This window comes from Streptomyces sp. NPDC048623, assembly GCF_040650755.1.
GTDB lineage: Bacteria > Actinomycetota > Actinomycetes > Streptomycetales > Streptomycetaceae > Streptomyces.
The window spans coordinates 281776-300389 of record NZ_JBEZHV010000007.1 but is presented as its reverse complement, the minus strand read 5'-3'; the positions used below and the strand labels follow the sequence as shown (position 1 = coordinate 300389).

Annotated in this window: 16 protein-coding genes; 13 read left to right on the top strand and 3 right to left on the bottom strand. The window is 72.3% G+C overall.

Features of this window, described 5'->3' with window-relative positions; all coding sequences use genetic code 11:
- Window positions 1-128: 128 nt before the first annotated feature.
- From AB0C73_RS13635 to AB0C73_RS13625, 3 genes are all read left to right on the top strand, one after another.
- Entirely contained in the window at window positions 129-827 is a 699-nt protein-coding gene (locus AB0C73_RS13635) for a GNAT family N-acetyltransferase (RefSeq protein WP_362528720.1), read from the top strand.
- A gap of 160 nt (window positions 828-987) precedes the next feature.
- On the top strand, window positions 988-2745 hold the full coding sequence (locus AB0C73_RS13630; RefSeq protein WP_362528717.1) for an IucA/IucC family siderophore biosynthesis protein: 1758 nt from the start codon (window positions 988-990) through the stop codon (window positions 2743-2745).
- A 50-nt stretch (window positions 2746-2795) separates the two neighbouring features.
- Window positions 2796-4781: an ATP-dependent DNA helicase gene (locus tag AB0C73_RS13625; RefSeq protein WP_362528600.1), complete on the top strand. Its 1986-nt coding sequence runs from the start codon at window positions 2796-2798 to the stop codon at window positions 4779-4781.
- 188 nt (window positions 4782-4969) lie between these two features.
- On the opposite strand, the gene lexA is transcribed toward AB0C73_RS13625, so the two are convergent.
- On the bottom strand, window positions 4970-5758 hold the full coding sequence (gene lexA / locus AB0C73_RS13620) for a transcriptional repressor LexA (RefSeq protein WP_265864878.1): 789 nt from the start codon (window positions 5756-5758) through the stop codon (window positions 4970-4972).
- A 525-nt stretch (window positions 5759-6283) separates the two neighbouring features.
- Here lexA and nrdR point away from each other — a divergent pair.
- From nrdR to AB0C73_RS13605, 3 genes are all read left to right on the top strand, one after another.
- Window positions 6284-6793 carry a transcriptional regulator NrdR gene (gene nrdR, locus AB0C73_RS13615; protein ID WP_362528597.1) on the top strand — a complete coding sequence of 170 codons (510 nt, stop codon included), beginning with the start codon at window positions 6284-6286 and terminating at the stop codon, window positions 6791-6793.
- 179 nt (window positions 6794-6972) lie between these two features.
- The gene (locus AB0C73_RS13610; RefSeq protein ID WP_362528594.1) at window positions 6973-9879 is read left to right on the top strand and encodes a vitamin B12-dependent ribonucleotide reductase; all 2907 of its coding nucleotides are present in this window, start codon (window positions 6973-6975) and stop codon (window positions 9877-9879) included.
- Window positions 9880-10134: 255 nt separating this feature from the next.
- Window positions 10135-10788, top strand: a complete 654-nt coding sequence (locus tag AB0C73_RS13605; protein ID WP_362528591.1) for a DUF6215 domain-containing protein — start codon at window positions 10135-10137, stop codon at window positions 10786-10788.
- 92 nt (window positions 10789-10880) lie between these two features.
- On the opposite strand, the gene AB0C73_RS13600 is transcribed toward AB0C73_RS13605, so the two are convergent.
- Complete coding sequence (locus AB0C73_RS13600; protein WP_362528589.1) at window positions 10881-11420, bottom strand: TerD family protein; 540 nt, start codon at window positions 11418-11420, stop codon at window positions 10881-10883.
- A gap of 126 nt (window positions 11421-11546) precedes the next feature.
- Here AB0C73_RS13600 and AB0C73_RS13595 point away from each other — a divergent pair, with 126 nt between their 5' ends.
- Window positions 11547-12368: an arylamine N-acetyltransferase gene (locus tag AB0C73_RS13595; RefSeq protein WP_362528586.1), complete on the top strand. Its 822-nt coding sequence runs from the start codon at window positions 11547-11549 to the stop codon at window positions 12366-12368.
- Between the two features lie 32 nt (window positions 12369-12400).
- Window positions 12401-13006: a YdbC family protein gene (locus AB0C73_RS13590; RefSeq protein WP_362528583.1), complete on the top strand. Its 606-nt coding sequence runs from the start codon at window positions 12401-12403 to the stop codon at window positions 13004-13006.
- An 80-nt stretch (window positions 13007-13086) separates the two neighbouring features.
- Here AB0C73_RS13590 and AB0C73_RS13585 read toward each other — a convergent pair whose 3' ends face one another.
- Window positions 13087-13737 (bottom strand): TetR/AcrR family transcriptional regulator C-terminal ligand-binding domain-containing protein, encoded by a 651-nt coding sequence (locus AB0C73_RS13585; RefSeq protein ID WP_362528581.1) that lies wholly within the window; start codon window positions 13735-13737, stop codon window positions 13087-13089.
- Window positions 13738-13810: 73 nt separating this feature from the next.
- Here AB0C73_RS13585 and AB0C73_RS13580 point away from each other — a divergent pair, with 73 nt between their 5' ends.
- The 5 genes from AB0C73_RS13580 to AB0C73_RS13560 all read left to right on the top strand — a co-directional run bounded on the left by AB0C73_RS13580 (window position 13811) and on the right by AB0C73_RS13560 (window position 18581).
- Window positions 13811-14089, top strand: coding sequence for a hypothetical protein (locus AB0C73_RS13580; RefSeq protein ID WP_362528578.1), 279 nt, complete (start codon window positions 13811-13813; stop codon window positions 14087-14089).
- Between the two features lie 33 nt (window positions 14090-14122).
- Window positions 14123-14782 carry a histidine phosphatase family protein gene (locus AB0C73_RS13575; RefSeq protein ID WP_362528576.1) on the top strand — a complete coding sequence of 220 codons (660 nt, stop codon included), beginning with the start codon at window positions 14123-14125 and terminating at the stop codon, window positions 14780-14782.
- Between the two features lie 12 nt (window positions 14783-14794).
- On the top strand, window positions 14795-15703 hold the full coding sequence (locus tag AB0C73_RS13570; protein ID WP_362528574.1) for an ADP-ribosylglycohydrolase family protein: 909 nt from the start codon (window positions 14795-14797) through the stop codon (window positions 15701-15703).
- Window positions 15704-15951: 248 nt separating this feature from the next.
- Window positions 15952-17667, top strand: coding sequence for a DUF4153 domain-containing protein (locus AB0C73_RS13565; protein WP_362528571.1), 1716 nt, complete (start codon window positions 15952-15954; stop codon window positions 17665-17667).
- Between the two features lie 203 nt (window positions 17668-17870).
- The gene (locus AB0C73_RS13560) at window positions 17871-18581 is read left to right on the top strand and encodes a ribonuclease HII (RefSeq protein ID WP_362528569.1); all 711 of its coding nucleotides are present in this window, start codon (window positions 17871-17873) and stop codon (window positions 18579-18581) included.
- Window positions 18582-18614: the final 33 nt, after the last annotated feature.

The window sequence follows — 18614 nt, the reverse complement described above, 5'->3', positions numbered from 1 at the left end:
TACCGGACACAAGCCCCGGCCCTGTCCCTGTCCCGTCCCCGAACCCGCCGACCCCGTACCGCCGAGAGGAGAGCGCCCCCGTGCCTCCCACCGAAGCGCGCCCCGGCCCCGCGACCCCGTACGGCGCCGTGCCCCCGTACGGCGCCGAGCCGCCCGCCGCCCCGGACCGCAGCCCGGACGACACCCTCGACCTGCACCTCCCCGAGGCGTTCCTCGCCCTGCTCTCCTCGGGCGAGCGGTTCCCGTCCACCGACGACGACCTGCTCGACCACCTCGCCGACTGGCGGCCCGCCGACACCCCGGCCGGCCGCTTCGCGCTCGTCCCCGTACGCCTCGACCGGGACCTGCCGCTGATCGCCCACTGGATGAACGACCCGGCGGTGGCCGCCTTCTGGGAGCTCCAGGGCCCCGAGAGCGTCACCGCCGCCCACCTCCGCGCCCAGCTCGACGGTGACGGACGCAGCGTGCCCTGCCTCGGCGTCCTCGACGCCACGCCCATGAGCTACTTCGAGATCTACCGCGCCGATCTCGATCCGCTCGCCCGCCACTACCCGGCGCGCCCGCACGACACCGGCATCCACCTGCTCATCGGCGGGGCGGCCGACCGGGGCCGCGGCATCGGCACCACCCTGCTGCGGGCCGTCGCCGACCTCGTCCTCGACCACCGGCCCCGGTGCAGCCGCGTCCTCGCCGAACCCGACCTGCGCAACACCCCTTCCGTGGCCGCCTTCCTCGGCGCCGGCTTCCGGCTTTCCGCCGAGGTCGACCTGCCCGACAAGCGCGCCGCGCTCATGGTCCGCGACCGGGACCTGCGCGACGTGCTCTGACCATCCACGTCTCACCGCCACCGCGCCACCCACCGCGGTGCCCACCCCGAGGAGCCTCGTGTCGACGTCCCGTGCACCCCACGACTCCGCACAGCCCGAGCCCACGCCCGAGCCCACGTCCCTACGCCCCGGCGCGTCCGTTCACCCCGCACCGCCGGTCCTGCACAGCCCTCCGGAGCTCACCCCGGAGGCCTGGAACCGGGCCGGTGCCCGCCTGCTCGCCAAGGCCGTCGCCGAGTTCGCGTACGAGGGGATCGTCGAGCCCCGGCCGGTACGGCCCGGGCCCGCCGGCCACTACGCCCTCGCCCTCGACGACGGTGCCGTGCTCGCCTTCACGGCCCGCCGCGGCGCGTACGAGAGCTGGCGGATCGACGCCGGTTCGCTCACCCTTGACGGCAGGCCCGCCACGGACCCGCTCGACTTCCTGGTCCGCGCCCGCCGGCTGCTCGGCCTGGACGGCGCCACCCTGGGGCACCTCATCCGCGAGCTCACCACCACCCTCGCCGCCGACAGCCGCCTCGACCACACCGCGCTGCCCGCCGCCCGGCTCGCCGAGCTCGGCTACGCGGAGCTCGAAGGCCACCAGACCGGGCATCCCTGGCTCGTCCTCAACAAGGGCCGGATCGGCTTCTCCGCCGCCGACACCGCCCGGTGGGCCCCCGAGGCCCGCCGCCCCGACCGGCTGCCGTGGATCGCCGTCAGCAGCCGCATCGCCGCCTACCGGGGCGTGGCAGGACTCGACACCCCGGACCGGCTGTACGAACGGGAGCTCGACCCCGAGGTCCGCGCGGCCTTCCACGACGTGCTCCGCGCCCGCGGCCTCGACCCCGACGGCTACCTTCTGCTGCCGGTCCACCCCTGGCAGTGGGACGAGATCCTGCTGCCCCTGTACGCCCCCGCCATCGCCTCCGGAGCCCTGGTGCCGCTCCCGGCCGACGGCGACCTGCGGCTGCCCCAGCAGTCCATCCGTACCTTCCTCAACACCAGCCGCCCCGACCGGCACACGGTGAAGCTGCCGCTCTCCGTCCTCAACACCCTGGTCTGGCGCGGCCTGCCCACCGAGCGGACCCTCGCCGCCCCCGCCGTCACCGCCTGGATGCACGGCCTGCGCGACGCCGACCCCTTCCTGCGCGAGGAGTGCGGGGTGATCCTCCTCGGCGAGGTCGCCTCCGTCACCGTCGAGCACCCGCTCTACGACCGGCTGCCGGAAGTGCCGTACCAGTACAGGGAACTCCTCGGCGCGATCTGGCGCGAACCGCTGAAGCTGCCCCCGGGCGAACGCGCCCGCACCCTCGCCTCGCTCCTGCACACCGACCCGGCCGGCCGGGCCTTCGCCGCCGAGCTCGTCGAGCGCTCCGGACTCGCCTCCCGTGCCTGGCTCCAGCGCCTCTTCGCCGCCCTGCTCCCGCCGCTGCTCCACTTCCTCTACCAGTACGGCACCGTCTTCTCCCCGCACGGCGAGAACGCCATCGTGGTGTACGACGAGCGGGACGTGCCGGTCCGCCTCGCGATCAAGGACTTCGTCGACGACGTCAACATCAGCGCCGTGGCACTCCCCGAGCACGACACGATGCCCGACGACGTGCGCGCCGTGCTGCTCACGGAGGAGCCCGACTTCCTCACCCAGTTCATCCATTCGGGCCTTTTCGTGGGCGTCTTCCGCTATCTCGCGCCGCTGTGCGAGGAACAACTGGACGTCCCCGAGGAGGAGTTCTGGGCCCTGGTGCGCGCCGAGATCCTGCGCCACCAGGCCCGCTTCCCGGAGCTGAAGGAACGCTTCGAGCTGTTCGATCTCCTGGTGCCGCGGATCGAGCGGCTCTGTCTCAACCGCAACCGGCTCCACCTCGACGGCTACCGCGACCGCCCCGAGCGGCCCCACGCGGCCGTCGACGGCACCGTCCCGAACCCGCTCGCGTGACGGCCGGGAGGGACCGCGGTGTCAGTGCCGACCCGTAGGGTGGAAGGGCTATGACGAAGCCATCCCTCCCCGATCTCCTCCACGCCGCCGTCTCCGCCGTCGGCGGTGTGGAGCGCCCCGGCCAGGTCACCATGGCCGAGGCCGTGGCCGAGGCCATCGACGACGGTTCCCACCTCCTCGTCCAGGCCGGCACCGGCACCGGTAAGTCCCTCGGCTATCTCGTGCCCGCCCTGGCGCACGGGGAGAGGGTGGTGGTCGCCACGGCGACGCTGGCGCTCCAGCGCCAGCTCGTCGAGCGCGACCTGCCGCGCACGGTGGACTCGCTGCATCCGCAGCTGCGCCGCCGCCCGGAGTTCGCCATGCTCAAGGGCCGGTCGAACTATCTGTGTCTGCACCGGCTCCACGAGGGCGTGCCGCAGGACGAGGAGGAGGGCCTCTTCGACCCCTTCGAGGCGGCGGCCCCCACCAGCAAACTCGGCCAGGACCTGCTGCGGCTGCGCGACTGGTCGGACGAGACGGAGACCGGCGACCGGGACGACCTGACCCCGGGCGTCTCCGACCGGGCCTGGGCCCAGGTCTCGGTCTCCTCCCGGGAGTGCCTGGGCGCGAGCAAGTGCGCGTACGGGGCGGAGTGCTTCGCCGAGGCGGCCCGCGAGCGCGCCAAGCTCGCCGAGGTCGTCGTCACCAACCACGCGCTGCTCGCCATCGACGCCATCGAGGGCGCCCCGGTGCTGCCGCAGCACGAGGTGCTGATCGTGGACGAGGCGCACGAGCTGGTCTCCCGGGTGACCGGGGTGGCCACCGGCGAGCTCACGCCGGGCCAGGTGAACCGGGCGGTGCGCCGGGCGGCCAAGCTGGTCGACGAGAAGGTCGCCGACCAGCTGCAGACCGCCGCCGAGGGCTTCGAGAAGCTGATGGAGCTGGCGCTGCCGGGCCGTCTGGAGGAGATCCCGGAGGACCTGGGCTATGCGCTGATGGCGCTCCGCGACGCCTCCCGCGCGGTGATCACCGCGCTCGGCTCCACCCGCGACCGCTCCGTGCAGGACGAGGACGCCGTGCGCAAGCAGGCGCTCGCCTCGGTGGAGACGGTGCACGGGGTCGCGGAGCGGATCACCCAGGGCTCGGAGTGGGACGTCGTCTGGTACGAGCGGCACGACCGCTTCGGCGCTTCGCTGCGGGTCGCGCCGCTGAGCGTCTCCGGTCTGCTGCGGGAGAAGCTGTTCGCCGACCGCTCGGTGGTGCTGACCTCGGCCACCCTCAAGCTGGGCGGCGACTTCAACGGGGTGGGCGCCTCGCTGGGCCTCGCTCCCGAGGGCACCCAGGGCGAGGACGTGCCGGTGTGGAAGGGCATCGACGTCGGCTCGCCCTTCGACTACCCGAAGCAGGGCATCCTCTATGTCGCCAAGCATCTGAACCGGCCCGCCCGGGACGGGGAGCGCGGCGACATGCTGGACGAGCTGACCGAACTGATCCAGGCCGCCGGCGGGCGCACGCTCGGCCTGTTCTCCTCGATGCGCGCGGCCCAGCAGGCGGCCGAGGAGCTGCGCACCCGGATCCCCGAGCTGCCGATCCTGCTCCAGGGCGAGGACACCCTCGGCGAGCTGATCAAGAACTTCGCGGCGGACGCGAAGACCTGTCTGTTCGGCACGCTCTCCCTCTGGCAGGGCGTGGACGTGCCGGGGCCGAACTGCCAGCTGGTCGTCATGGACAAGATCCCCTTCCCGCGCCCGGACGACCCGCTGATGAGCGCCCGGCAGAAGGCGGTCGAGGAGGCCGGGGGCAACGGTTTCATGGCGGTCGCGGCGACGCACGCGGCGCTGCTCATGGCACAGGGCGCCGGCCGGCTCGTACGGGCGACGGGGGACCGGGGCGTGGTCGCGGTGCTCGACCCACGTCTGGCGACCGCGCGCTACGGCAGCTATCTGAAGGCCTCGCTGCCGGACTTCTGGTACACGACGGACCGCAACCAGGTGCGCAAGTCCTTGGCCGCGATCGACGCAGCGGCCACCAAGGCGGCTGCCCTCCCGGGCGAGTGAGCCGAAGGGGCGCGTCGAGGGAACAGCGCCGAGCGCGCGCAGCCCCTGAGGAACGAGGGGGCGAGCACGGTCGGTGTTGTGAGCTCGACTGCAGCGCCCCGGAGGCGAACCGAGCCCTTGAAAAGACAGCAGGCCCCGGGACCGGCGCAGTGGGTCCCGGGGCCCGGTTCAGGGCCGACGAGGTGGGGTCACACCCGTCGCAGCACGGCGACGACCTTGCCGAGGATGGTGGCCTCGTCGCCGGGGATCGGCTGGTACGCCGAGTTGTGGGGGAGCAGCCAGACGTGTCCGTCCTCGCGCTTGAAGCGCTTGACGGTGGCCTCGCCGTCGAGCATGGCGGCGACGATGTCGCCGTTCTCGGCGACCGGCTGGCGGCGGACCGTGACCCAGTCGCCGTCGCAGATCGCGGCCTCGATCATGGAGTCGCCGACCACCTTGAGGACGAACAGCTCGCCGTCACCGACCAGCTGCCGCGGGAGCGGGAAGACGTCCTCGACGGACTCCTCGGCCAGGATGGGGCCGCCGGCCGCGATACGCCCGACCAGGGGGACGTAGGAGGCGGCGGGCTTGCCGGTGGTGTCGGTGGGCTGGGTGCTGGGCTGGTCCGAGCCGCGCACCTCGTACGCCCGGGGGCGGTGCGGGTCGCGGCGCAGGAAGCCCTTGCGCTCCAGGGCCATCAGCTGGTGCGCCACGGAGGAGGTGCTGGAGAGGCCGACGGCCTGGCCGATCTCGCGCATCGACGGCGGGTAGCCGCGGCGCTGCACCGAGTCGCGGATGACCTCGATCACCCGGCGCTGGCGGTCGGTGAGGCCGGAGCTGTCGGCCCGGATGCCTGGAGGTCGTCCGGGGAGCGAGCGCGCGGGTCGGCCGGGCTCCTCCCCGCTCATGGCGGCGTCATTCATCGCATGCACCGTCTCGAGTCGGCCCTGGGAGCGGCCCTGGGCAGTGATGGTGGCACTGTCTGCGGTGGTGGTCACGTCGTCGGCCCCTCTCGAATGTTCTCCCTGGCTGGCACAACGGTAGTGGCTTTCGAAAGGTTGCGCCAAACACACGTTCGAGTGAAAATTTGCAGTTCGCCGTACGTGTGTGTGTGCGGGGGTGTATACGCCGACCTGAGTGCGCTCTCAAATCGGTCATTACGGTAACGTTCGACGCCGGACCGGAGGGGCTTCAGGGGCCCCTGTGCGCCCCGCCGTGCGGGTCCGCGGGGCGGCTCCCCAGTCTGGCACCGGTCACCCCGGAATCGGCGCCGCCGCGCCCTTCCCGTACCCTCGTGGCCGGTCGCGGACGCCTCGTACGGCCTCCAGACGCGCGACACGCGCATGGGGCCGAAATCGTGTACCGCCCCAAGATCTAGTGGTTGGATTGCATCAGCCACCCACAAGTAGTGGTCCTCGGTCCGCCGGGGGCGCTCGGATCGCCTATGCTGGTGGTCGCTTCGCGGGGCCTTGACAGGCCGGGCGGGGTTATTCAGTCGTGCCTTGAGGGAGGGTCGGAACCACATGCACTGCCCCTTCTGCAGGCACCCCGACAGCCGTGTCGTCGACAGTCGCACCACCGACGACGGGACGTCGATCCGACGCCGCCGCCAGTGCCCCGACTGCTCCCGTCGTTTCACGACGGTGGAGACGTGTTCGCTCATGGTGGTCAAGCGGTCCGGGGTCACCGAACCCTTCAGCCGTACCAAGGTCATCTCCGGCGTGCGCAAGGCGTGCCAGGGGCGGCCCGTCACCGAGGACGCCCTCGCCAAGCTCGGCCAGCGGGTCGAGGAGGCGGTGCGCGCCACCGGGAGCGCCGAGCTGACCACCCACGACGTGGGTCTGGCCATCCTCGGCCCGCTGCAGGAGCTCGACCTCGTCGCGTACCTGCGCTTCGCGTCCGTGTACAAGGCTTTCGACAGCCTCGAAGACTTCGAGGCCGCCATCGCGGAACTCCGTGAGCGGCCTCCCGCTGAGAACGGCGGGACCGGAGCGACCCCCGGGGTCCCCGTTCCCGCCACCGCCGCCGACTAGACCGGCGGGCCGGACCCGTGGAGGTCCGGCGGCCGGCCGCCGTGCGGCCGGGACGAAGACCTGCCCCGAGCGTCCCGTGAGGCGCTCGTGGCACTTGCACTACATATCGCAGTACAGAAGACGGAGCGCTGGAATTTTCCGGGCGCTCCAGGGTGTTTTGCCCGTATATGGGAGGCGGCATGACAGAGACGGCGAGCGGTCCGGCACGTGGTTCCCGAGCCAAGGGAGCCAAGGCGGCGAGCAAGGGCCTGCGTATCGAGCGCATCCACACCACCCCCGGCGTGCATCCGTACGACGAGGTGAACTGGGAGCGCCGTGACGTCGTCATGACCAACTGGCGCGACGGCTCGATCAACTTCGAGCAGCGCGGCGTCGAGTTCCCCGACTTCTGGTCGGTGAACGCGGTCAACATCGTCACCAGCAAGTACTTCCGCGGGGCCGTCGGCACCCCGCAGCGCGAGACCGGTCTCAAGCAGCTCATCGACCGGATCGTGAAGACCTACTCCAAGGCCGGCGAGGACCACGGCTACTTCGCCTCGCCCGCCGACGCCGAGATCTTCGAGCACGAGCTGGCCTACGCCCTCCTGCACCAGATCTTCAGCTTCAACTCCCCGGTGTGGTTCAACGTCGGCACCCCGCAGCCCCAGCAGGTCTCCGCCTGCTTCATCCTGTCCGTCGACGACTCCATGGAGTCGATCCTCGACTGGTACAAGGAAGAGGGCATGATCTTCAAGGGCGGCTCCGGCGCCGGCCTGAACCTCTCCCGCATCCGCTCCTCCAAGGAGCTGCTCTCCTCCGGCGGCAACGCCTCCGGCCCGGTCTCCTTCATGCGCGGCGCCGACGCCTCCGCAGGAACGATCAAGTCGGGCGGTGCCACCCGCCGCGCCGCCAAGATGGTCATCCTGGACGTCGACCACCCCGACATCGAGGACTTCATCGAGACCAAGGTCAAGGAGGAGGAGAAGATCCGCGCCCTCCGTGACGCGGGCTTCGACATGGACCTGGGCGGCGACGACATCACGTCCGTCCAGTACCAGAACGCCAACAACTCCGTCCGCGTGAACGACGAGTTCATGAAGGCCGTGGAGTCCGGCGGCACGTTCGGCCTGCGCGCCCGCATGACCGGCGAGGTCATCGAGGAGGTCGACGCCAAGTCACTCTTCCGCAAGATGGCCGAGGCCGCGTGGGCCTGCGCCGACCCGGGCATCCAGTACGACGACACGATCAACCGCTGGCACACCTGCCCCGAGTCCGGCCGCATCAACGGCTCGAACCCGTGCAGCGAGTACATGCACCTGGACAACACGTCCTGCAACCTCGCCTCGCTGAACCTGATGAAGTTCCTCAAGGACGACGGCAAGGGCCACCAGTCCTTCGACGTCGAGCGCTTCGCCCAGGTCGTCGAGCTCGTCATCACCGCGATGGACATCTCCATCTGCTTCGCCGACTTCCCGACCGAGAAGATCGGCGAGAACACCCGCGCCTTCCGCCAGCTCGGCATCGGCTACGCCAACCTCGGCGCCCTGCTGATGGCGACCGGCCACGCGTACGACTCCGACGGCGGCCGTGCCCTCGCCGGTGCCATCACCTCCCTGATGACCGGCACCTCGTACAAGCGCTCCGCCGAGCTCGCCGCGGTCGTCGGCGCGTACGACGGCTACGCCCGCAACGCCGAGCCGCACCAGCGCGTCATGAAGCAGCACGCCGACGCCAACGCCACGGCCGTCCGCATGGACGACCTGGACACCCCGATCTGGGCCGCCGCCACGGAGGCCTGGCAGGACGTGATCCGCCTCGGCGCCAAGAACGGCTTCCGCAACGCCCAGGCCTCCGTCATCGCCCCGACCGGCACCATCGGTCTCGCGATGTCCTGCGACACCACCGGCCTCGAGCCCGACCTCGCCCTGGTCAAGTTCAAGAAGCTGGTCGGCGGCGGCTCGATGCAGATCGTCAACGGCACCGTCCCGCAGGCCCTGCGCCGCCTGGGCTACCAGGAGGAGCAGATCGAGGCGATCGTCGCCCACATCGGCGAGCACGGCAACGTGATCGACGCCCCCGGCCTGAAGACCGAGCACTACGAGGTCTTCGACTGCGCCATGGGCGAGCGTTCCATCTCCGCGATGGGCCACGTCCGCATGATGGCCGCCATCCAGCCCTGGATCTCGGGCGCCCTCTCCAAGACCGTGAACCTGCCGGAGACGGCCACGGTCGAGGACGTCGAGGAGGTCTACTTCGAGGCCTGGAAGATGGGCGTCAAGGCGCTCGCGATCTACCGCGACAACTGCAAGGTCGGCCAGCCGCTCTCCGCCAAGAAGAAGGAGGACGAGAAGGCCGAGGTCACCGCGAAGTCCGAGGCGACGATCCGCGAGGCCGTCGAGAAGGTCGTCGAGTACCGTCCGGTCCGCAAGCGCCTCCCGAAGGGCCGCCCGGGGATCACCACCTCCTTCACCGTGGGTGGCGCCGAGGGCTACATGACCGCCAACTCCTACCCGGACGACGGTCTCGGCGAGGTCTTCCTGAAGATGTCGAAGCAGGGCTCGACCCTCGCGGGCATGATGGACGCGTTCTCCATCGCCGTCTCCGTGGGTCTGCAGTACGGCGTGCCGCTGGAGACCTACGTCTCGAAGTTCACCAACATGCGCTTCGAGCCGGCCGGCATGACGGACGACCCGGACGTGCGGATGGCGCAGTCGATCGTCGACTACATCTTCCGCCGCCTGGCGCTCGACTTCCTGCCCTTCGAGACCCGCTCCGCCCTCGGCATCCACTCCGCCGAGGAGCGCCAGCGCCACCTGGAGACCGGCTCCTACGAGCCCGCCGATGACGAGGTCGACGTCGAGGGCCTGGCCCAGTCGGCCCCGCGCGCCCAGGAGCTGAAGGCCGTCACCGCCGCCCCGGCCGCCGTGACCAAGGCCGAGACCCCGGCCCCGGCCCCGAAGCAGGCGCACACCAGCGCCGAACTGGTCGAGATGCAGCTCGGCATCCAGGCCGACGCCCCGCTCTGCTTCTCCTGCGGCACGAAGATGCAGCGCGCCGGCTCGTGCTACATCTGCGAGGGCTGCGGCTCGACGAGCGGCTGCAGCTGATCCCGGGGGCCCTCCGGGGCCCTGGCCCCGGGTGCGGCACACGCGCGTGAAAGAGGGGACCGACCATGGGTCGGTCCCCTCCTGCGTGTCCGGGGACGGGGCGGGGCGGGGTCGGGCCGGGGACGGTTGACGGCGGAATTCCCTCGTAGGGACGTTCTACCCGCGGGTAGTCTCTGCCGCGCGCGAACGGAGCGCGCATGACAGGGGCGGGGGATCATCGTGGGACAGGCGGCGGGGGCGGCTCAGGGGCCGAGCGTGGGGGCGCAGGTGACGGCCGCGCTGGCGTTGGGGGCGGTGCTGGCGGGGAGTTTCTGGTACATGGCGAAGAACTCGCACGAGGGCGTGTCCGATCGGGGGCCGGCCGTCTGCACGGCGTCGAGCGGGACGCTGCCCGCGAAGTACGTCTCCGGGACGCGGTTGTGCGAGGCGCTGAACCGGCCGGATCTGCCGGTGCTCCTCGGTACGCCCCGGGAGCGGGCGCAGAACGCGTGGGGCAGCGACGGCACCCTGAAGGGCCCCGAGGGCACCGACCGGACCCCGACGCCCTCGGCGAACGTCAGCCTGCCCACGTACGAGATGGAGCTCTCCGTCTCGTACGACCGCTTCCCGGTCGCGGAGCTGGGCAGGCTGCTCGGCAGCACGGCGGAGCCCACGACCTTTCAGGGGCGCCCCGCGGTTCTCTACTACGACCGCACCATCGCGCTGAAGATCCCGTTCGGCGGCAAGGGCAAGGCCGAGTCGCGCCCCGGCGGGCCCGCACGGCACCTGCTGGTCGCCAAGGACGCCAAGGACGGCGGCGGTGCGTACGAGCTCGTCATCTGGCGCCAGGACGAAGGCATTCCGGACGACGTGGCGCTCCTGAAGGTCGCGGAGCGGGTGCTGCCGACCGTGCCAGGCTGGGCGGGCTGAGGAACCGGGCAGGCGGAGATGCCGGGGGGCCGGGGGGCGAGATGCCGAGGGGGCGTACGGGGCAGGGCGCCCGCCCCGTACGTACCACCCGGTCAGGCCCGCCGGGCGCCCATCACGGCACCGAAGGTGCTCGGGTCGATGTCGAAGCCCTGGAGCAGCGGCTCGAACCGCCACTCCGCCGAGTCGTCCGCCCCGACGCGCACGAACTCCGCGACCGTCGCCGCCGTCGCGTCCGCCACCGACGCGAGCGGGTCCTCCAGCAGGTCCGTGTAACCCTCGCGCACCCGCACGCCGGTCCGCGCCACCTGCCCGAACGTCAGCCGCCCGCCGGCCTGCTGTATCGCCACACCCACCACCACGCGCGCGTACCGCGCGGCGAGCCGGGTGAGCTCCACCGTCATCGACTCGTCGTAGCCGAGGCCCAGCCCCGTACGGCTGTCGCGGTGGAGGGTGATCGTGCCGTCCGGGGAACGGCTGTCGAAGTGCACCAGATAGGCCGGCGGCCCGTACGGGGCGTCCGCCGCGTAGACCGCGGCGACGAGGTCGAGGTCGTGCTCGGGGGCACCGGCCGGACTGGGGTCCCACTTGAGCGAGACCTCGACCTTGCCGACTCCCTTGTTGAGTCCGCTCACGGTGAATCCCCTCTCTCGGTACGGTCTCTGACGAACTGCTCACGGTGCCTTTCCGTGAGGCCAGTTCGCGACGGCCGTTCATGGTGTCATGTGATCAACATGTCATCTGTTGAGGGGGAGTGGCATATGTGGGGCGCGGAAGAGCTGGATCTGGACACATATCTGGCGCGGATCGGGTACTCCGGCGGAGAGGTCGCCGCCGATCTCGCGACCCTGCGCGCCGTGCACCGCGCGCACGTGGAGAGCATCCCCTTCGAGAACCTGGACGTGGCGCTCGGGCGCCGGATCCCGCTCGACGTGAAGAGCCTCCAGGCCAAGCTCGTCGCCCGGCGCCGCGGCGGCTACTGCTACGAGCAGAACTCCCTGCTCGCCGCCGCCCTGGAGCGGATCGGCTTCACGGTCGCGGGGCGCGGCGCCCGGAACCGTACCCGCGGCGCCGCCCTGACACCGATCACCCACGCGCTGCTCGTCGTCACGCTCGACGGGCAATCCTGGCTCTGCGACGCCGGGTTCGGCCGGCAGGGCCCGCTGGAGCCGGTGCCGCTGGCCGACGGCGCGCGCGTCGAGCAGGACGGCTGGGTCTACGGCGTCACCGCGGAGGCGGAGGGCGTCCACGTGCTGCGCGCACTTCGCCGGGAGGGGTGGACGGATCTCTACTCCTTCGCCCCGCACGCCCTGCACCCGGTCGACTTCGAGCTCATGAACCACTACAGCTCCAGCCACCCGCACTCGCGTTTCATCGGCCAGGTGGTGGCCCACCGGCCCGGCGCGGTCGTGCGGCACTCGCTGGTCCGCGACGGCCTGACCTCGGTGCGCGCGGACGGCACGCAGGAGGAACGCCGGGTGGGGCCCGACGAGTTGATGCGGACCCTGTCCGAGGTGTTCGGGATCGAACTGGACGACGAGGAGGCCGCGGGCCTGCTGCGGGTGCACTCTCCGGAGGTCTGACGGCGCGTCGTTCCGCCCCGTACCATGGCGCGGTGCTGGTCAAGTGGATTCGCTGCACCGTGGTGGACCGTCGAGGGTTCGAGCGGGGGCAGCGGAAGTGGGCGGGGCTGCTCGGTGAGCCGGGATTCCGGGGGCAGGGCGGGGGATGGAGCCGGCGCAGGCCGGACGTCGCCCATGTCTTCGCGTTCTGGGAGAGCCGGGCGTTCTACGACTCCTTCATGGCGCGCTCGCACGACCGGCTCGCGGCCGCCCAGGTCGGCACCTTCCGGAACGCTCAGGTCAAGCTGTTCGACCACCGCTTCGACGTGAAGACCGGCTTCGAACCGCGGTTCACGGACGCGGACGTGGCCCGGGTCGCGCACTGCCGGGTGCACGAGGAGCGGGTGGAGCACTTCGCCCTGATGCAGGAGAAGGTGTGGAACCCGGCGATGGCCGGGTCCCCCGGCATGCTCCGGGGCCTGTTCGGGGAGGCCCCCGGACACGAGTTCCTGGTCCTCTCGATGTGGAACTCGCCGGCGGAGCACGGGAAGTACCGCGTGGAGCGGATCGAACGGCTCGGACTGAGGGCGCAGACCGAGGCCGATGTCGCCGCGATGAGCGGCGACGTGGTGCAGCTCGAACCGGCCTGGACGGTCTGAGCCAGGGCAGGGCGTCCGGCTTCCGCCGGCGCTGAGCCGGGGCGTCCCGATTCCCCGGCGACGCAGGACGCGCCGCCCGGTCACCGAGGGGCGCCGTCCCCCGTCTCTTCCGCCGGTACGAACGCGCCCGCCCGCACCGCCGCCAGGACCGTGCCCGCCGCCTGGTCGGCGACGGCGGCGTCCACCGGCTCGCGGGTGACGAAGAGGCGCAGGAAGAGCGGCGCGGAGACGGCGCGGACCACCGCGCCCGCGTCCGTCCCGGCCGGGGCCTCGCCGCGGGCCACCGCCCGGTCGACCACCGTCTCGCAGCGCCGGAAGCGCTCCTCGTAGAAGCTCCGCAGGGAGTCCGCGGCGCGCGGGGACTGGAAGCCGGCGGCGACGAAGGCCGTCGGGGCGGCCGCGAGCCCGGGGTCGGCGAAGGCGTCCACCACCTCGCGCGCGAGCGCGCGCAGGTCCCCGTCGAGGCCGCCGGTGTCCGGCGCCGTCCACGCGTCCTCGCCCGCGAGGGCCAGCGCGTCCGCGACCATCCCCTCCACCCCGCCCCAGCGGCGGTAGAGCGTCGTCTTGTGGACGCCGGAGTGCTCCGCCACGTACTCGACGGTGAGGGCGGGGTACCCGTGCTCGGCGAGTCCGGTCAGGACGGCGTCGCGGACCGCGGCGCGGGTGCGGGCGGTACGGCCGCCGGGGCGCCGGCTGCCGGGGGCCGGGGAGGCGGTCTGCGCATCATTCAATTGCTACTCCCGTTGCGTTAGTGTGTCGAGTGTGTCACACTCGGCGTAATGCGACGATCGTTGCATTAGTCGAATGCCTCTGATCGGCTTCCTGGTCCAGGAGATACACGTGCGCCGCTCCGCCGAACGGCTGCTCACCGCTTTCGGCCGCGCCCCGAGGGCGAGGCGGCCGAACTGCTCCTCTCGTACGGACTGTTCCGCCCCGCCGACCTCACGGTCCCGGTCGGCCGGCTCTCCGCAGGCCCTGGAGCAGTGGCCGGGCGCCGTGGTCGTGGTCTCGCACGACCGGGAGCTGCGGCACCGTTTCACCGGCCGCATACGCCGGATGGACTCCGGACGCCTGGCCGACTGAGCCGGTCGGCGGAGCGTTGTCTAGGGTCGAGCCATGGCACGACCGCGGCGCATCGTCCTCGTACGGCACGGAGAGTCCGAGGGCAATGTGGACGACACGGTGTACGAGCGCGAGCCCGACCACGCGCTCCGGCTCACCGCGACCGGCCTGCGCCAGGCCGAGGCCACGGGGGAGCGGCTGCGGGAGCTGTTCGGCGAGGAGCGGGTCAGCGTCTACGTCTCCCCGTACCGCCGCACCCACGAGACGCTGCGCGCCTTCCGGCTCGACCCCCGGCACGTCCGGGTCCGGGAGGAGCCGCGGTTGCGCGAGCAGGACTGGGGCAACTGGCAGGAGCGCGAGGACGTGCGCCTCCAGAAGGCGTACCGCGACGCCTACGGGCACTTCTTCTACCGCTTCGCCCAGGGCGAGTCGGGCGCCGACGTCTACGACCGGGTCGGTGCCTTCCTGGAGAGCCTCTACCGCAGCTTCGAGGCCCCCGACCACCCGCCGAACGTCCTGATCGTCACCCACGGACTGACCATGCGCCTGTTCTGCATGCGCTGGTTCCACTGGTCGGTCGCCGAGTTCGAGTCCCTGTCCAACCCGGGCAACGCGGAGACCCGCATGCTGCTGCTCGGCGAGGACGGGAAGTACCGTCTCGACCGCCCCTTCGAACGCTGGCGTACCCCGGAACCGTACGGCCCCACCGGATAGAGTGGCAGACCGATGACCGCTGACTCCTCTCTCGACCGGCGCTTCGCACGCGCCCTGGCCAGCCTGCGCGGGCTGTCCGTGGGAGACGCCCTGGGCTCCCAGTACTTCGTTCCCGCCAACTACCCCCTGCTCAAGCGGCACGAGACGCCGACGGGTCCCTGGCAGTGGACCGACGACACGGAGATGGCCTGCTCGGTCCTCGCCGTGCTCGCCGCCCACCACCGCATCGACCAGGACGCGCTCGCCCAGTCCTTCGCCCACCACCACGACTTCGACCGCGGCTACGGTCCCGCCGTCAACCGGATGCTCCGGCTCGTCCGCGAGGGAGGGGACTGGCGGCAGCTCGCGGCGGCGCTCTTCAACGGGCAGGGCTCGTGGGGCAACGGCGCCGCGATGCGGATCTCGCCGCTCGGCGCCTGGTACGCCGACGACCCGGAGCAGGCGACCCACCAGGCCGAGATCTCGGCGTACACCACCCACCAGCACCGCGAGGCCGTGGTCGGCACGATGGCCGTCGCCGCCGCGGCCGCCCTCGTCGCCTCCCCGGCCGGCCCGCCCACGCCCGAGGCGCTCCTCGACGGCGTCATCGCGCTCGTGCCGCGCAGCGCCGTCGGGGCCGGGCTGCGCAGGGCGCGCGACATGCTCGACTACGGCGACGCCGCGACCGTCGCCGCGGTCCTCGGCAGCGGCCGGCGCACCAGCGCGCACGACACGGTGCCGTTCGCGCTCTGGTCCGCCGCCCGCGGCCTCGGTGACTTCGAGCGGGTGTTCTGGACGACCGCGGGCGTCGGCGGAGACGTCGACACCACCTGCGCCATCGCCGGCGGAGTCGTCGCGGCCGCCCCGGCCGGCGCACCGCCCGCCGCGTGGCTCGAGCAGACCGAGAACCTGCCCGACTGGACGCCCAGCACGGCCGCCTAGGACCTGTCCGGTCGCCCAGGGCCGTTCCGGCGATCCGGCGGACGGGCCCCGGACCGGGACACTTCCGGACGGTACGGCTCCGCAAGTGTCACGGTCCTGCCACAGCTGGGGTGCGGCCGGTTCGGCGGGGCGTACCGCGGTTAGAGTCGGCCACTCGCAGCGCTGATCATGACAAGCAGCGTGCCGACGAGACACCCGGGACGCCAGGGGCCGCACGGCCGGGCGGCACCGGGCCGGGAGGGGGTCCCGTGACCGACATACCGTCCGCCGAACAGCCCAAGGACAGCCCGCCGCCGGGCAGCGCACCGCAGAGCGGTCCGCCTCGGAGCGCTCCGCCGCAGGGCGGTCCGCGGCCGCACGCTCAGACGCGCCCGCCGGCCGGCGGGCCGCCCGCGGGCGCCTACCCGCCCGGGGCGTACCAGCAGGGCGCCTACGCGCCGTACCAGGCCTGGGCACCGCCGCGGAAGCCGAAGCCCAGCATCCTGCGGCCCCCGGCGCCCGCCCGGCCGACCGCCGCGACGCTCTGGGCGGTCCTGGCCACCGGCCTGGCCGCCGCGCTGCTCCTCACCGGCGGCGCGGGCGTCAACCTGCTGCTCGTGGCCGTGCCCGCCACCGTCGCCGGAGTGTTCGCCGCCCGCGCGGCAGGCCGCCGGCTGCGCCCCTGGACCCTCGTGTGGGCCATCGGTGGCGCCGCGCTGCTCGTCGTCCCCGCCGTCAGCGACGCGGGCTGGCCCACCTTCCTCGCCGTCGTCGCCGCCATCGGCCTCACCGGCTACGCCCTGCACGGCGGCCACGGCTGGCCCAGCGTGCTGTTCGGGCCGGTCGGCCTCTTCGACTCCCTCGGCAGCGGCATCCTGTGGACCTGGCAGGGGGCGCGCGAGCGCGCCGGCGCCTCACAGGGCCGCTGGGGCCCGCTGCTGCGCACGATCCTGATCGCCCTGGGCCTCCTGGTGGTGTTCGGCGCGCTGTTCGCCGGCGCCGACGCCGCCTTCGCGGACCTCCTCGGCTCCGTCATCCCGGACATCTCGCTCGACCAGGCGCCCTGGCGGATGCTGTGCTTCCTGTTCGGCCTCTTCGGCGCCGTCGCGGTCGCCCGTACCGCCGCCGCCCCGCTGCGCTGGGACCGGATGGCCTTCAAGCCCGGCCGCCCCCGCACCCGCCTGGAGTGGGCGCTCCCGCTGATCGTCCTCGATCTGCTCTTCGCGGCCTTCAACGCGATCCAGCTCACCGTGCTCTTCGGCGGCTACGACAAGGTCCTCAGCGAGACCGGCCTGACCTACTCCGAATACGCCCGCCAGGGCTTCTGGCAGCTGCTCTTCGCCACCCTGCTCACCCTCGCGGTCATCGGCCTCGCGCTGCGCTGGGCGCCCCGCGGCAACGCGGGCGACACCCGCCTGGTCCGTACCGTCCTCGGCACCCTGTGCGTCCTCACCCTGGTCGTGGTCGCCTCGGCGCTGCGCCGGATGCAGCTGTACGTGGACGCGTACGGCCTCACCCGGCTGCGTATCTCCGTGACCGCCATGGAGATCTGGCTGGGCGTGGCGATCCTGCTGATCATGGCGGCCGGGATCTGGGGAGCCCGGCTGCTGCCCCGCGCCCTGGCCGCGAGCGCCGCCGGATTCGTCCTCGCCTTCGGCCTGATCCAGCCCGACGCCGTGATCGCCGAGCAGAACGTCCAGCGCTTCGAACGCGACGGCAAGATCGACGTCCCGTATCTCTCCGGGCTCTCCGCCGACGCCGCACCGGCCCTCGACCGGCTGCCCGAGCGGATGCGCGACTGCGCACTCGGAGATCTCGCCCTTCGCTTCGACGACGCGGACGACGAACCCTGGTACGCCACCAGCCGCTCCGAGACCCGCGCCCGCGAGATCCTCGAACACCGCCCCGCCTCCACCAGCGTGTTCTGCGACGAGCCCTCTCGCGAGGAGGAGTACGACCCGGACGCCGACCCCTACGCTCCTTAGGACACGCGGGCGCCGACAAGCCGACAACGCCGAGTCGCCAACAGGGTGCTCCCGGCGCCCACTTCGCGGCTCCGGCCGACCCGCCGCCCACCCGCCACCGGCCCGTCCGGCGGCGGGTCGGCGGCGGGTTTCGGCCGGGTGCGCATGCCCGAGGGGAATCCGGGTACCGCGTCAGGTGCCCGTCGGCGTAACCTGTCAGCGCCATGCCGTACGAACCACCCACCCACAGCGTCGAGCGTTCGATCCGAGCCACCACCGGAGCCAAGATCGTCGCCGGTGTCGACGAGGTCGGACGCGGGGCATGGGCCGGTCCCGTCACCGTGTGCGCCGCCGTCACCGGCCTGCGCCGCCCGCCCGCCGGGCTCACCGACTCCAAACTGATCACCCCCAAGCGCCGTACCGCGCTCGCCGCGGAACTCGAGAGCTGGGTCACGGCCTACGCGCTGGGCGACGCCTCGCCCGCCGAGATAGACGAACTCGGGATGACCGCCGCCCTCCGCCTCGCCGCCGTCCGCGCCCTGGAGGCCCTGCCGGTCCGCCCCGACGCGGTGATCCTCGACGGCAAGCACGACTACCTGGGCAGCCCCTGGCAGGTCCGTACGGTGATCAAGGGCGACCAGTCCTGCGTCGCCGTCGCCGCCGCCTCCGTGATCGCCAAGGTCCGCCGCGACACGTTGATGGCCGAGCTCGGCGACGAGGCCGAGCAGTACGCGCCGTACGCCTTCGGGGCCAACGCGGGCTACCCTTCGCCGGTCCACAAAGCCGCGCTCGAAGAGCTGGGGCCCACCCCGTACCACCGGCTCTCCTGGGCGTACCTCGACGCCATGCCCCGCTGGCGGCACCTCAAGAAGGTCCGCCTCTCGGCCGAGGCCGCCGCACTCGAAGGCGGGGGACAACTCGGCTTCGACTTCTGAACTTCGGCTTCCGGCATGTCCGGCGGAGACACG